At 74.0% G+C, this 13587-nt stretch carries 14 protein-coding genes; 2 read left to right on the top strand and 12 right to left on the bottom strand.

Annotated features, from left to right (window positions below; all coding sequences use genetic code 11):
• Positions 1 to 11: 11 nt before the first annotated feature.
• From ACFVVU_RS23320 to ACFVVU_RS23265, 12 genes are all read right to left on the bottom strand, one after another.
• Positions 12 to 953: a hypothetical protein gene (locus tag ACFVVU_RS23320; protein ID WP_387791962.1), complete on the bottom strand. Its 942-nt coding sequence runs from the start codon at positions 951 to 953 to the stop codon at positions 12 to 14.
• A gap of 111 nt (positions 954 to 1064) precedes the next feature.
• Positions 1065 to 2039, bottom strand: coding sequence for a hypothetical protein (locus tag ACFVVU_RS23315; RefSeq protein ID WP_387791960.1), 975 nt, complete (start codon positions 2037 to 2039; stop codon positions 1065 to 1067).
• Positions 2040 to 2123: 84 nt separating this feature from the next.
• A complete protein-coding gene (locus ACFVVU_RS23310; RefSeq protein WP_387791959.1) occupies positions 2124 to 2561 on the bottom strand; it encodes a hypothetical protein in 438 nt (145 codons plus the stop codon).
• Between the two features lie 145 nt (positions 2562 to 2706).
• Positions 2707 to 2988 (bottom strand): LuxR C-terminal-related transcriptional regulator, encoded by a 282-nt coding sequence (locus tag ACFVVU_RS23305; RefSeq protein ID WP_380683969.1) that lies wholly within the window; start codon positions 2986 to 2988, stop codon positions 2707 to 2709.
• Between the two features lie 177 nt (positions 2989 to 3165).
• On the bottom strand, positions 3166 to 3960 hold the full coding sequence (locus ACFVVU_RS23300) for a type III pantothenate kinase (protein ID WP_380683968.1): 795 nt from the start codon (positions 3958 to 3960) through the stop codon (positions 3166 to 3168).
• Positions 3961 to 4049: 89 nt separating this feature from the next.
• Positions 4050 to 5042, bottom strand: coding sequence for a carboxylating nicotinate-nucleotide diphosphorylase (nadC, locus tag ACFVVU_RS23295; RefSeq protein WP_355357875.1), 993 nt, complete (start codon positions 5040 to 5042; stop codon positions 4050 to 4052).
• Between the two features lie 4 nt (positions 5043 to 5046).
• Entirely contained in the window at positions 5047 to 6723 is a 1677-nt protein-coding gene (locus tag ACFVVU_RS23290) for an L-aspartate oxidase (protein WP_380683967.1), read from the bottom strand.
• A 15-nt stretch (positions 6724 to 6738) separates the two neighbouring features.
• The gene (gene panD / locus ACFVVU_RS23285) at positions 6739 to 7188 is read right to left on the bottom strand and encodes an aspartate 1-decarboxylase (RefSeq protein ID WP_380683966.1); all 450 of its coding nucleotides are present in this window, start codon (positions 7186 to 7188) and stop codon (positions 6739 to 6741) included.
• 57 nt (positions 7189 to 7245) lie between these two features.
• Positions 7246 to 8151, bottom strand: a complete 906-nt coding sequence (gene panC / locus ACFVVU_RS23280) for a pantoate--beta-alanine ligase (RefSeq protein ID WP_380683965.1) — start codon at positions 8149 to 8151, stop codon at positions 7246 to 7248.
• Entirely contained in the window at positions 8151 to 9107 is a 957-nt protein-coding gene (locus ACFVVU_RS23275; RefSeq protein ID WP_355357887.1) for a DUF2520 domain-containing protein, read from the bottom strand. The genes panC and ACFVVU_RS23275 overlap by 1 nt, the downstream gene beginning before the upstream one ends.
• Positions 9108 to 9203: 96 nt before the next feature.
• Positions 9204 to 9896, bottom strand: a complete 693-nt coding sequence (locus tag ACFVVU_RS23270; RefSeq protein WP_380683964.1) for a response regulator — start codon at positions 9894 to 9896, stop codon at positions 9204 to 9206.
• Between the two features lie 59 nt (positions 9897 to 9955).
• On the bottom strand, positions 9956 to 11188 hold the full coding sequence (locus tag ACFVVU_RS23265; RefSeq protein ID WP_380714757.1) for a sensor histidine kinase: 1233 nt from the start codon (positions 11186 to 11188) through the stop codon (positions 9956 to 9958).
• Between the two features lie 139 nt (positions 11189 to 11327).
• Here ACFVVU_RS23265 and ACFVVU_RS23260 point away from each other — a divergent pair, with 139 nt between their 5' ends.
• Both ACFVVU_RS23260 and ACFVVU_RS23255 read left to right on the top strand, forming a co-directional pair.
• Entirely contained in the window at positions 11328 to 12383 is a 1056-nt protein-coding gene (locus ACFVVU_RS23260; protein ID WP_380683962.1) for an SAM-dependent methyltransferase, read from the top strand.
• Positions 12380 to 13549 carry an NADH-quinone oxidoreductase subunit D gene (locus ACFVVU_RS23255; protein WP_355357899.1) on the top strand — a complete coding sequence of 390 codons (1170 nt, stop codon included), beginning with the start codon at positions 12380 to 12382 and terminating at the stop codon, positions 13547 to 13549. The genes ACFVVU_RS23260 and ACFVVU_RS23255 overlap by 4 nt, the downstream gene beginning before the upstream one ends.
• Positions 13550 to 13587: the final 38 nt, after the last annotated feature.

Genomic DNA, 13587 nt, shown 5'->3' with positions numbered 1-13587 from the left:
GGGGCCCCGGTTCATCCGGTCGCCGCCTGGCTCGCCGCCTTGGCGGCGCGCTTCTCGGCCTCGGCGGCGTCCTTCAGCACCTGGGCGTTCTGCTCGACCAGCCGCTGTTCCACCTGCAGGCGCACCTGGGACCACACGTCCGCAAGCCGACTGCTCGTCCGGCACTCGGCGTCCGCCCGGGCGATCGCCAACTCCTGGGCCCCGGCGGCGCCGACGACCTTCTCGAACTGCTGCTCCGCCTCCGTCGGACTCGCGTACGTGTAGCCGCTGGGCCGCATGCACCCCGACCACTGGGCGAGCGCGGCAACCAGCCGGGAGTCGGCCGCGGTCTGCTGGTCGGCCTGCGTCGTCAGCTCGCGTATCCGGCCCCGGGCCGTCTCCATGGCCGGGTCCGCCGCGAGCCGGGCCGCCGCCTCCTTGGCGCACTTGGTCTCCGCGGTGCTTCCCGGCGCGTCGGCGACGGGGGGCTGCCCCGTCTCCGGTGGCTTCGGGTCCCGGCCGTGTGCGGAGCCGGCGTAGCCGAAGTCCTTCAGCGCCGGGACGGGCGGCAGCGCGTACGGGTTCGCGGCCCCCCTCTGCGTCTTCCGCTCGGCCATGAGCTGTGCGGCCGTCATCGGCGGCCGTTCGGTGATCTGGTACCCCTGGTCCCGTGCGCACTTCGCGGCGATCTTGTTCAGCGCGTTCTGGATGACGGCCTGGCTCTCCGCGTCCCCCAGCGTCGCCGTCTCCAGCGGCATTCCCGCCTCTGGCGCGGCCTCGGCGGGGGCCGACCCGGCGGCGGCCGGCGCCCCGGACGGGGCGGCGGGGGCCGAGGAGCCCCCGCCGGAGCCGCCGGAGGAGCATCCGGCCAGTGTCACCGCCGCCGCCATGACCAGCAGCAGCGCCCGCCGGCGCCGCCGGGCCGCCCGCTCGCCGCCGCCCACCTCGTCGTCCGACCGCCTGTCGTCGACCACGTCCACACCCTCGTTCCGGAAAGTCGATCCAACTGTCTTCCCAAGCAGACCGGTTGACGGCCCGTCTGGGTTGTCGTGCGATGGTGTCGACTTCGCGGGGGTGGCCACGGGTCAGGAGGCGAGGGCCTCGGCGGCGAGTTTCACGCGCTTGTCGATGTCCTGCTTGACGGCGCGCAGGGCCTCGGCGTTCTGCTCGATCAGCGCGCTCTCGTAGGCGGACTCGACCGTGAACCAGATGCCGACCACGTTGTGTTCGGCCTTGCAGGTCGCGTCGGCGGTGGCGGTCTGCCGGGCCTTCTCGGAGGAGAAGCCGAGGGTCTGCCACTGCGGGTCGTCGGTGGCCGCGATCGGGGTCGGGTAGTCGTAGCCCTTGGCCTTCATGCAGCCGGACCAGGCGGTGAAGGCGGCGAGCAGCCGGGAGTCGGTCTGCGACTGCTTCCAGCCGGTGTCCTTGATGTCGATCACGAGCTGGGCGTCCCCGCCGTTGCCGTTGGCCGCCGCGGCGCCCAGCTTGCCGTTCGCTTCGCCGAGACAGCCGCCCGGCGGCACCTGCCGGCCGTTGATCTCCTTGCCGCTCTCCGGAGCCTGGCCCGGGGGCACCGCGGCACCGCTCGGGCTTCCGGTGAGCGCGAGCAGGTAGGCCGGCGGCTGCTGCGCCCGGGAGGGCTTCTGTCCCGGCCGGTAGTCCTTGGCCGCGTAGCCGTACTGGGCGGCCTCCGCCGCGTCGGTGACGAAGTACCGCCACTGCGTCAGGCTCTTCGGGACGGTGCCGGGCTCGGCGGGGGCGGGTTCGACCGTGTAGGTGAAGCCGAAGCCGGTCATGCAGCGGGTGGTCAGCGCGTCCCGGGCCGCGATCAGTTGCTTCTGCTGTTCCCTGGTCAGCAGGTAGGCCTCGATCGGCAGCGCCTTGTCGTCGGCCCTGGCGAGGGTCGGGATGGCCGCCACCGACGGCGGTGGCACGTTGAGCCCCTCGCCCGTGGACTTGGCGGCCGGCGTGGTGGTCGAGCTGCAGGCGGCGGTCAGGAGCAGCAGGACGCCCCCGGCGAGCAGCCGTACCCGGACCTGCGGCGATGTGGTCGTGGCCATCGTTTCGGCGTTCTCCGTGGATCGGTGCGGATGCCCGATGGGGGGCCGGCCGGCCGGCCCCCCACCGGGCGATGAGGTGTGCCGTCAGCCGACGTACTGCCAGGTGCCCGCGGCGTTGTCGTTCTTGACCGTGGTGAGGTCCCGGAACGACAGGGGCGGGATCACCTGGCGGTTGCCCCACGGGACGTCGCCACTGCGCTGGAAGATGGTGATCTGGAAGTGCGCGTCCTGGTTGGCCACCGAGGCCGCGTGGTTCTTGACCGCCACACCGGCGCCGCTGCTGCCGTACGGGCCGGCGCTGAAGTACGAGCCGGCGTAGTCGTGGATGTCACCGGCGTGGGCGAACTGGGCGCCGAGTCCGACGCCCGAGGAGTTGTAGAACAGACAGGCGTAGGTGTAGTCGCAGCTGCCGATGGTGGCGACCGAGGCGGCCTCCGCGGCCGAGGCGGCCGGGGCGGCGACGGCGGTGCCGAGGCCGCCGGCGAGGATCGCGGCCACGGCCGCGATGCGCTTGACGTTCACGTTGGACCCTTCGGACGGCCCGCCCGTGGAGCGGGCGGGGGACACGAAGGAGAGAAGCGTGGCACTTCCCCCCGTGTGGAACGCCGGGGGCCGCGGATCTGGACCCGAACCCCCGAGTGCTGCCGAATCTAGGCCGTCCTTCGCATCAAGACCATTGTCCGCAAGGACAGTTGGACATCCGCTCGTACAGTGCGACCATCGCCAGGCGCAGCCGCGAGTCGACGCCGAGGCGGTCCATCAGCGCGGCGACATGGGCCTTGACGGTGCGTTCGGTGATGCCGAGGCGGTCGGCGACCTCCTGGTTGGAGAGGTCCAGCGCCAGGAGGTGCAGCACCTCTTCCTGGCGGCCGCTCAGACTCTCGATCCGGGACGCCGAGGTGCGCAGGTCGTCCAGGGCGGCATCGACCGCCGTAATGGTTCCGTGCATGTGCTTCCCCCCTCAGTGCCTACCGCTCCTCGACGCGAAGCGGTGGGTGCTGGGGCCCCGTCTTTCGACGCTAGCACGGGGCGGGGCAGGGGAGTTGATCACGCACGGTCCCGCTGGGTGGACCGTGCGTGAATGTCCGCGTTCGCGCAGGTGTGATGTCCGTCACACCGTGCGGGTTCAGCTCGGGCGGTTGCGCTCGTAGACCAGCCGCAGGCCGATGAGGGTCAGCCAGGGCTCGTGGACGTCGATCGAGCCGGCCTCGCCGAGGACCAGCGTGGCCAGGCCGCCGGTGGCGATCACCTGGACGTCGTCGGGGTCCTTGGACAGCTCGCGGGCCATCCGGTCGACCAGGCCGTCGACCTGGCCGGCGAAGCCGTAGAGGATGCCGGACTGCATGCCCTCGACGGTGTTCTTGCCGATCACGTTGCGCGGGCGGGTCAGTTCGATCTTGCGCAGCAGGGCGCCGCGGTTGCCGAGCGCCTCGACCGAGATCTCGATGCCGGGGGCGATCGCGCCGCCGACGTAGTCGCCGCGGGCGTTGACCGCGTCGAAGGTGGTGGCGGTGCCGAAGTCGACCACGATGCACGGGCCGCCGTAGAGGTGGTTGGCGGCCAGCGCGTTGACGATCCGGTCGGCACCGACCTCCTTGGGGTTGTCCATCAGGACGTGCACCCCCGTCTTCACCCCCGGCTCTACGATCACCGCGGGGACGTCGCCGTAGTAGCGGCGCGTCACCTCGCGGAACTCGTGGAGCACGGAGGGGACGGAGGAGCAGATCGCCAGGCCCTCGACCTTCGCGTCGGCGATCGCGGTGCGCGATCCCTGCGAGCCCATCAGGCCGTTCAGCAGAACCGCCAGTTCGTCCGCCGTGCGCCGCGGATCCGTGGAGATCCGCCAGGTCTCGACGACCTCTTCGCCGCCGAACAGGCCGAGGGTGGTCTGGGTGTTGCCGACGTCGATGGTGAGCAGCATCGGGGTGCTTTCTGCGTCGAGGGCCAGCGGGCGGACGGAGCGGACGGGGCGGGCGGACGGGTGGAACGGCCGGGCGTACGGACGGTCGGTCAGGCGCGCAGGTCCAGGCCGATGTCCAGGATCGGCGAGGAGTGGGTCAGCGCGCCCACCGCCAGGTAGTCGACACCAGTCTGGGCGACCTCGCGCGCGGTGGCCAGGGTGAGTCCGCCGGAGGCCTCCAGCTTGGCCCGGCCGGCCACCAGCGCGACCGCCTCGACCAGCTGCGGAACCGTGAAGTTGTCCAGCAGGATCAGATCGGCCCCGGCCTCCAGGACCGGCGCGATCTGCTCCAGGGTGTCGACCTCGACCTCGACCGGCAGCTCCGGGTAGGCGGCCCGGACGGCCCGGAACGCCTCGGCGACGCCGCCGGCCGCGATCACGTGGTTGTCCTTGACCAGGGCCGCGTCCGACAGCGCCATCCGGTGGTTGGCGCCGCCGCCGCAGCGGACCGCGAACTTCTCCAGTGCGCGCAGGCCCGGGGTGGTCTTGCGGGTGTCGCGGACCACCGCGCCGGTGCCCTCCAGGGCGTCGGCCCAGGCGCGGGTGGCGGTGGCGATGCCGGACAGGTGGCAGAGCAGGTTGAGCGCGCTGCGCTCGGCGGTCAGCAGGTCGCGGGTGCGGGAGCGGACCGAGAGCAGCACCTGGCCGGCCTCGACCCGGTCGCCGTCCTGGACGTGCCGCTCGACCTCGAACTCCTCCTCGCAGACCAGCGAGACGACCGCCTCGGCGATCCGCAGGCCGGCCACCACGCCGGCCTGGCGGGCGGTGAAGTCGGCGGTGGCGACGGCGTCGGCGGGCACGGTCGCCACCGAGGTGACGTCCTCGCCGCCGGCCAGGTCCTCGGCCAGCGCCAGGGTGGCGATGTCCTCGACCTCGATCGGGTCCAGACCGGCCTCCTCCAGCAGCTCGGCGAGCTGCGGGTCCAGGCCGGTCTCGTAGCCCTCGCCGTCGCCGCAGGCGCAGCCGTCGCCGCAGCCGCCGGCCAGCGGGAGCTCCTCGTGCTCGTGCTCGTGCAGGTGGGTCACGTCGGTCGCGTCGGTCATGGTGTTACTGCTCCTCGAGGGTGCTGACGGGGCCGCCGGAGGCGGTGAGGGTGGTGATCAGGTGGCGCCGCCAGTGCGCGTCGTCCCGGTCCGGGAAGTCTTCGCGCCAGTGGCAGCCGCGGGTCTCCTCGCGTTGCGCGGCGGCGGTGACCAGCGCGTCGGCGACCAGCAGCAGGTTGGCGGCCTCCCAGGTCTCCACCCGGGGGTCGGCCGGCTTCTGCTCGGCGGCGTCGGAGCGGGCCTGCTCGGTGAGCAGCGCCAGCCCCCGCGCCGTGGCGGCCATCGACGCGGCGGAGCGCAGGACGCCCGTGCCGCGCGACATCAGCCGCTGGATCTCGGCCCGCGCCTCGGGCGCGGGCAGCGGCACCGGGCGGGCGGCACGGGCGGCCGCCGCGTCGACGGTGCGCGCGGGCAGGTCGCCGGCCGCGTGCCGGGCGGTCAGGTCGGCGGCGATCCGCTCGGCGAAGACCAGGCCCTCCAGCAGCGAGTTGGAGGCCAGCCGGTTGGCGCCGTGCACACCGGTGCAGGCGACCTCGCCGCAGGCGTACAGGCCGGGCACGGAGGTGCGGCCGATGGGGTCGGTGCGCACCCCGCCGGAGGCGTAGTGGGCGGCCGGGGCGATCGGGACCGGCTCGGTGACCGGGTCGATGCCGTGCGCGCGGCAGGTCGCCAGGATGGTCGGGAAGCGCCGCTGCCACATCTCGGCGCCGAAGTGCCGCCCGTCCAGGTACATGTGGTCGGCGCCCAGGAGCCGCATCCGGCGGGTGATCGCCTTGGCGACGATGTCGCGCGGGGCCAGCTCGGCCAGCTCGTGCTGCCCGAGCATGAACCGGACGCCGTCCGCGTCGACCAGGTGGGCGCCCTCGCCGCGGACCGCCTCGGAGATCAGCGGCTGCTGGCCCTCGGCCTCCGGGCCGAGCCAGAGCACGGTGGGGTGGAACTGGACGAACTCCAGGTCGGTGACCTCGGCGCCGGCCCGCAGCGCGAGCGCCACGCCGTCGCCGGTGGAGACCACCGGGTTGGTGGTGGCCGAGAAGACCTGGCCCATGCCGCCGGTGGCGAGCACCACCGCGCGGGCCCGGACGGCGCCGACGCCGTCCCGCCGGCCCTCGCCCATCACGTGCAGGGTCAGTCCGGCGGCGTGCCCCTCGGCGTCGGTGAGCAGGTCGAGCACGAGGGCGTGCTCGATGAGCTCCAGCTCGGGGTCGCGCCGGACGGCGTCGACCAGGGCCCGGGATATCTCGGCGCCGGTGGCGTCCCCGCCTGCGTGCGCGATCCGGTTGCGGTGGTGGCCGCCCTCACGGGTGAGCAGGACCGCGCCGTCCTCGCCCAGGTCGAAGGCGGCGCCGACCTCGATCAGCCGGCGGACCGCGCCCGGGCCCTCGGTGACGAGGGCGCGGACGGCGTCCTCGTCGCACAGCCCGACGCCGGCCACCAGGGTGTCGGCCAGGTGCTGCTCGGGGGTGTCCCCCTCGCCCAGGGCGGCCGCGACGCCGCCCTGGGCCCAGCGGGTGGAGCCGTCGTCCAGCATCGCCTTGGTGACCACGATGGCCCGCAGGCCGGCCTTGCGGACGTTGAGCGCGACGGTGAGCCCGGCCACACCGGAGCCGACCACGACGACGTCGGTGTCGGCGGTCCAGCCCGGTGCGGGGGCGGTGAGGCGGTGCGTGACGGCGGACATGTCGGTGATGGCTCCTTAACGCGCGGCGGCGTCGACGGCGCCGCTGTCGCCACGGTACGCGGCGTCGCCGCGCAGCAGTCCGGTGCCCTCCCCGGCCTCGGCCGGGTCGCCGCCGGTGCCGGTGATCCGGTTGTGCCCGTCGACGAAGACGACCTTGGGGAGGTAACCCTTGGCCTCGGCGGTGTCCATCTGCCCGTAGGCGATCAGGATGACGAGGTCGCCGGGGTGGACCAGGCGGGCGGCGGCGCCGTTGATGCCGATGACGCCGGAGCCGCGCGGGCCGGCGATGGTGTACGTCTCCAGCCGGGCGCCGTTGTTGATGTCGACGATGTGGACCAGCTCGCCGGGGAGCAGGTCGGCGGCGTCGAGCAGGTCCTCGTCCACCGTGACCGAGCCGACGTAGTGCAGGTCGGCCTGGGTCACGGTGGCCCGGTGGATCTTGGACTTGAGCATGGTGCGGAGCATTGCGGGTCACGCCTCCTGTGAGTGCATGCCTAGGGGAACTGCGGGGGAGCTACCGGATCACCGGACGATGATGCGGACGTTGTCGATCAGGCGGGTCGTGCCGACCTTCGCGGCGACGGCCAGCACCGCCTCGCCCTGGAAGTCGTCCGGCGCCTCGGTGAAGTCGTGCGGATCGACCAGGGCGAGGTAGTCGAGGTCGACGCCCTCGGCGGCGGCCAGCACGGCCGCGGCGGCCTCGCGCGCGGCCTGGGGGCCCCGCGCGGCCGCGTCCCGGCCGGCGAACAGCGCCTCGGACAGGGCGAGGGCGCGGGTGCGCTCCTCCGCCGAGAGGTAGCGGTTGCGGGAGGAGAGCGCCAGGCCGTCCTCCTCGCGCAGGGTCGGCACGCCGACCACCTCGACGTCGAAGTCGAGGTCGGCCACCATCCGGCGGACGATCGCCAGCTGCTGGGCGTCCTTCTCGCCGAAGAAGGCGAAGTCCGGGTCGGTGATGTGCAGCAGCTTGGCGACCACGGTCAGCACGCCGTCGAAGTGGCCGGGCCGGGTGGCGCCCTCGTAGCGCTCGCCCATCGGGCCGGCCGCCAGCCGCACCTGCGGCTCGCCGTTCGGGTACACCTCGTCGACGGACGGCGCGAAGACCACGTCGGCGCCGTTGGCCTCGGCGAGCTTCACGTCCTCGTCCAGGGTGCGCGGGTAGCGCTCCAGGTCCTCGCCGGCGCCGAACTGCAGCGGGTTGACGAAGACCGTGACGGCGACCCGGCCGTCCCGGCCGACCTGCTTGCGGGCGGCGCGGATCAGCGCGGCGTGGCCCTCGTGCAGGGCGCCCATCGTCATCACGACGGCGTTGTCGACCGGCTGCTCGTCCGGCCAGAACGCGGCCTCGAAGTCGTCGACGGTGTGCGTGACCACGGCCCGGTGGACCTTCGGGGCGCGCTGGGCCTTGCCCGGCTGCTTGCCGCGTGCCATTACTGCTTCTCCTCGTTCAGTACGTCCAGCAGCGCCGCCGCCGACGCTTCGTCGATCGTCCCGTGGGCCAGGGCCCGCTGGGCGGTGGCGCGGGCCATCGCCCGGTAGGCGGCCGGGATGTCCGGGGACACCGTACTGAGCTGCGCCAGGTGGCGCCGCACGGTGCCGGCGTCGCCCCGGGCGACCGGGCCGGTGAGGGCCGCGTCGCCGGAGCGCAGTGAGTTGTCGAGCGCGGCGCCGAGCAGCGGGCCGAGCATCCGGCCGGGCTCGGCGACGCCGGCCGCGCTCAGCAGCTCCATCGCCTGCGCGACCAGGGTGACCAGGTGGTTGGCGCCGTGCGCGAGGGCGGTGTGGTAGCGCGGGCGGACGTCCTCGGGCACCCACTCGGGCTCGCCGCCCATCTCCACCACCAGCGCCTCGGCGACCGGGCGCAGCTCCTCGGGGGCGGTCACCCCGAACGGGCAGCCGGCCAGCCGGGCCAGGTCCACCGAGGTGCCGGTGAAGGTCATCGCCGGGTGCAGCGCCAGCGGCAGCGCGCCGGCCCGGGTGGCCGGCTCCAGCACGGCCACGCCGTGCGCGCCGGAGGTGTGCACCAACAGCTGGCCGGGGCGCACGGCCCCGGTCGCGGCGAGGCCGGCCACCAGGTCGGCCAGCGCGTCGTCGGGGACGGTGAGCAGCACCAGGTCGGCGGCGGCCAGCACCTGCGGCGGGGTGACGATCCGCACGCCCGGCAGCAGCGACTCGGCGCGGCGGCGGGAGGCGGCGGACACCCCGGAGGCGGCGACCACCTTGTGGCCGGCGAGCTGGAGGGCGGCGCCGAGCGCCGGGCCGACCCGGCCGGTGCCGACCACGCCCACGGCGAGGCGGGCGGGGCGGTTGCCGGGGTCGGCCGGGTCGCCGAGGCCGTCGGCGAGCGGGGCGAACTCGCCGGGGTCGGCGAAGTCGGACGGACTCACGGGTCCACCTTTGTCCAAGGGCTCCGTTCCAGTCCACCTGACGGGGTACCGGACGTACCGGCCCATTCTACGGGGGCGGGGACGGGCCCGGGCGGCTCAGTCCGTGGCGCCGGCCCGGATCAGGCCCGCCTCGTAGGCCAGCACCACCGCCTGGACGCGGTCGCGCAGGCTGAGCTTGGCCAGGATCCGCCCGACGTGGGTCTTCACGGTGGCCTCGGAGAGCACCAGCCGGGCCGCGATCTCCCCGTTCGACAGGCCCTGGGCGACCAGCAGGAACACCTCGCGCTCGCGCTCGGTGAGCGGCCCGAGGGTGTCCGCGCGGCCGGGGCCGCTCTGCGGGGTGGGCAGCACCTCGGCGAACCGGTCGATCATGCGGCGGGTGGTGGTCGGCGCGACCACCGCGTCCCCGCCGTGCACGGCGCGGATCGCGGCCACCAGCTCGGTCGGCGGCACGTCCTTGAGCAGGAAGCCGCTGGCACCGGCCTTGAGCGCGGCGAAGGCGTACTCGTCGAGGTCGAAGGTGGTGAGGATGAGCACGTGCGGGGCGTCCGGCAGCGGGCTGCCGTCCTCGGCCAGGCAGATCCGCCGGGTGGCCTGCACGCCGTCCAGCCGAGGCATCCGGACGTCCATCAGGATCACGTCGACCGCGGTGTGCCGGAGCTTCTCCAGGGCCTGGGCGCCGTCCCCGGCCTCGGCGGCGATCTCGATGTCGCCCTGCGACTGCAGGATCATCCGGAATCCGGTACGCAGCAGCTCCTGGTCGTCGACCAGCATCACGCGGATGGTCAAGGGGGGCTCCTAAGCTCCTCGGGGGAACGGCTGGGGTCGGTGGGCGCCCGGGCCGGGGGTCAGTGGGCCGCCTTGAGCGGCAGCACGGCGCGGATCCGGAAGCCGCCGCCGGGGCGCGGCCCGACGTCGAGGCTGCCGCTGACCATGCCGACCCGCTCGCGCATGCCGATCAGGCCGTGGCCCTGGCCGTCGCTGCCGCCGGAGGCCAGCTGCTCGTCGGTGCTGCCGCGGCCGTCGTCCTCGACCAGCACGGCCAGCTCGCGCTCGCCGAAGTCGACCGCGACCCGGGCGTGCACATCGGGGCCGCCGTGCTTGCGGACGTTGGTCAGCGCCTCCTGGACGATCCGGTAGACGGTCAGCTCGACGCCGCGCGGCAGCTCGCGCGGATCGCCCGAGGTGGCGAAGTCCACCTGGAGGCCGGCCGTGCGGACCTGGTCCAGCAGCTCGGGGAGCTCCTCGACGCCCGGCTGCGGCACGTACTCCTCGCCCTTGGTGTCGGCGGTGCGCAGCACACCGAGCAGCCGGCGCATCTCGACCAGCGCCTGCCGGCCGGTGGAGGCGATGGTGCCCAGCGCCTCCTTGGCCTGCTGGGGCGAGTTGTCCAGCACGTACGCGGCGCCGTCCGCCTGGACGATCATCACCGAGACGTTGTGCGCGACCACGTCGTGCAGCTCGCGGGCGATCCGGGCCCGCTCGGCGGCGACCGCCACCTTGGCCTGGGCGTCGCGCTCGCGCTCCAGCCGGGCCGCGCGGTCCTCCAGCTCCACCAGGTAGGCCCGGCGGACCCGGGTCAGCCGCCCCCACGCCCAGCAGAGGATGAACGGGGTGGTCATCATCCCGGAGAAGAACAGCGCCTCGGGGACGGAGTACTGGACGTAGCTGATGTCGCCGTCGGGCAGCCGGGTGGCCTTCTCCGGGCTGATCTGCCAGAAGACCAGCGGTCCGGCCAGCAGTCCGGCGACCAGGGCCGCCCGGGACGTCCAGGGCCGGCCGAACGCGGCGCCGGTGTAGGCGAACACCAGATAGGCGACGCTGGAGAACGCCGGGTTGACGCTGAGGGCCACCTGGGCGAGGCCGATCACGGTCGCGGCGGCCACCGTGAGGTCGGGGAACCGGCGCCGGAAGACCATCAGCAGCGGCAGCACGACGGCGAGGACGAGGTCGGCCGCCAGGCGCCAGCCGTCCGGGCGGTTGCTCTCGTCCGGCAGCAGGCCGAAGACCAGCACCAACGCCGCCCAGGCAGAGTCGACCACCATGGGGTGACGGCGGAGCCAGGCGTTGAGTCGATGCACGGGTCAAGCGTAGGCATTCGCGGCGTGTCCCCAGGTCCGCCGGGAGAGCGATCCGTCCTACTCCCTAGGTCGGAGAGGCCCGGGTACCGATGCCGTACGGATTGGGCGGGTGCCCACCGGGTGTGTAGCGTCCCGCCCCATGACCTGGATGCGGTGGGCGCCCGCGACCGAACACGCCCTCTACGGACCCGACGGCGGCTTCTACCGCAGGCCGGAGGGCCCCGCCGGGCACTTCCGCACCTCGGTGCACGCCTCGCCGCTGTTCGCCCGGGCGGTTGCCCGGCTGCTCCGCGAGGTGGACGCGGCGCTCGGCCGTCCGGAGGAGCTGGCGTTCGTGGACGTCGGGGCCGGGCGGGGGGAACTGGTCGCCGGGGTGCTGGCCGAACTGCCGCGGGCGCTGGGGGAGCGGCTCCGGGTGTACGCGGTGGAGCTGGCCGACCGCCCGCCGCTGCCGCCCGCCGCTCCGTCCACAGGGCTGTGGACGGAGTCGCGGTGGAACGCCGTGGTGTGGACGGACGAGGTGCCGCGCGGCGTCACCGGGCTGCTGTTCGCCAACGAGTGGCTGGACAACGTGCCGCTGGACACCGGCGAGGTCGGCGAGGACGGGCGGCTGCGCTACCTGGAGGTGGACACCGCGACCGGCGAGGAGCGGCTCGGCGCCCCGGTCGACGCCGCCGACGCCGCCTGGGCCGCCCGCTGGTGGCCGGCCGAACGTCCCGGCGACTTCGCGGAGTTCGGCGGTCCCAGGGACGCCGCCTGGGCACACGCGGTGGCCGGCCTGGAGCGCGGTCTCGCCGTCGCCGTCGACTACGGGCACACCGCCGACGGCCGCCCGCCGTTCCCCACCCGTACCGGCTTCCGCTCCGGCCGCGAGGTGGCCCCGGTGCCCGACGGCTCCTGCGACGTCACCGCGCACGTCGCACTGGACGCCGTCGCCGTCCCCGGTCTCCACAGCCTGTGGACGACGCAGCGGGAGGCGCTGCGGGCGCTCGGCGTCAGCGGCGCCCGGCCCTCGCTCGCCCTCGCCTCCACCGACCCGGCCGGCTACCTGCGGGCCCTCGGCGGCGCCGGCGAGGGCGCCGAGCTCACCGACCGGGCCGGTCTCGGCGCGTTCGGCTGGCTCGCGCAGACCGTCCGGATGCCGGTACCGCCGAGCCTGGAGGCACTGGCGGGATGGCAGACTCTCACCCCATGAGGGAGACCACGGTCGGCATCGGGGCGGGAGCCGAGAACTTCACGGGCGAGGCGGGCGCCACCGACATGGTGCTCAACATCGGCCCGCAGCACCCGGCCACCCACGGCGTGCTGCGCCTGCGGCTGGTGCTGGACGGCGAGCGCATCGTCAGCGCCGAGCCGGTGATCGGCTACATGCACCGGGGCGCCGAGAAGCTCTTCGAGGCCCGGGACTACCGGCAGATCATCATGCTGGCCAACCGGCACGACTGGCTCTCGGCCTTCTCCAACGAGCTGGGCGTGGTGCTCGGCGTCGAGCGGATGCTCGGCATGGAGGTGCCCGAGCGGGCGGTGTGGATCCGCACCCTGCTCGCCGAGCTGAACCGCGTCCTCAACCACCTGATGTTCCTCGGCTCCTACCCGCTGGAGCTGGGCGGGATCACCCCGATCTTCCACGCCTTCTCCGGCCGCGAGGACCTCCAGCACGTGCTGGAGGAGGCCTCCGGCGGCCGGATGCACTACATGTTCAACCGGGTCGGCGGTCTGAAGGAGGACCTGCCGGCCGGCTGGCTCGGCCGGGTCCGCGCCGCCGTCGCCGTCGTCCGCTCCCAGCTGCCGGTCTTCGAGGAACTGGTGCTGGGCAACGAGATCTTCCGCGCCCGCACCGCCGGGGTCGGCGTCCTCACCAGGGCGCAGGCCGAGGCGTACGGCGTCAGCGGCCCGATCGCGCGGGCCAGCGGCCTGGACTTCGACCTGCGCCGCGACGAGCCCTACCTCGCCTACGGCAGCGAGGAACTGCGGCGGGTGCTCACCGTGGTCACCCGCGAGGAGGGCGACTGCCTGGCCCGCTTCGAGTGCCTGCTGGAGCAGACGGCCAACGCGCTGGACCTCGCCGACGCCTGCCTGGACAAGATCGCCGGACTCGCCCCCGGGCCGGTCAACCTGCGGCTGCCCAAGGTGCTCAAGGCCCCCGAGGGCAGCACCTACGCCTGGACGGAGAACCCGCTCGGCGTCAACGGCTACTACCTGGTGTCGCGCGGCGACAAGACGCCGTGGCGGCTCAAGCTGCGCTCGGCGTCGTTCAACAACATCCAGGCGCTGACCGAACTGCTGCCGGGAACGCTGGTCGCCGACATGGTGGCGATCCTCGGCTCGATGTACTTCGTCGTCGGCGACATCGACAAGTGAGCCGCGTCGGCGGGTGAGGGGGCGGGCGGACCCGCCCC

This window comes from Kitasatospora sp. NPDC057965 (assembly GCF_042887135.1).
GTDB lineage: Bacteria > Actinomycetota > Actinomycetes > Streptomycetales > Streptomycetaceae > Kitasatospora.
Note: the sequence above shows the minus strand (reverse complement) of the source record. Positions and strands in the feature narration are given on the sequence as shown.

Coding starts and splice junctions, on each gene's coding strand:
- nadC (WP_355357875.1), bottom strand. CDS start 5,042: ATGACCGACGCGACCGACGTGACCCACCTGCACGAGCACGAGCACGAG.
- panD (WP_380683966.1), bottom strand. CDS start 7,188: ATGCTCCGCACCATGCTCAAGTCCAAGATCCACCGGGCCACCGTGACC.
- ACFVVU_RS23315 (WP_387791960.1), bottom strand. CDS start 2,039: ATGGCCACGACCACATCGCCGCAGGTCCGGGTACGGCTGCTCGCCGGG.
- panC (WP_380683965.1), bottom strand. CDS start 8,151: ATGGCACGCGGCAAGCAGCCGGGCAAGGCCCAGCGCGCCCCGAAGGTC.
- ACFVVU_RS23255 (WP_355357899.1), top strand. CDS start 12,380: ATGAGGGAGACCACGGTCGGCATCGGGGCGGGAGCCGAGAACTTCACG.
- ACFVVU_RS23305 (WP_380683969.1), bottom strand. CDS start 2,988: ATGCACGGAACCATTACGGCGGTCGATGCCGCCCTGGACGACCTGCGC.
- ACFVVU_RS23260 (WP_380683962.1), top strand. CDS start 11,328: ATGACCTGGATGCGGTGGGCGCCCGCGACCGAACACGCCCTCTACGGA.
- ACFVVU_RS23290 (WP_380683967.1), bottom strand. CDS start 6,723: ATGTCCGCCGTCACGCACCGCCTCACCGCCCCCGCACCGGGCTGGACC.
- ACFVVU_RS23300 (WP_380683968.1), bottom strand. CDS start 3,960: ATGCTGCTCACCATCGACGTCGGCAACACCCAGACCACCCTCGGCCTG.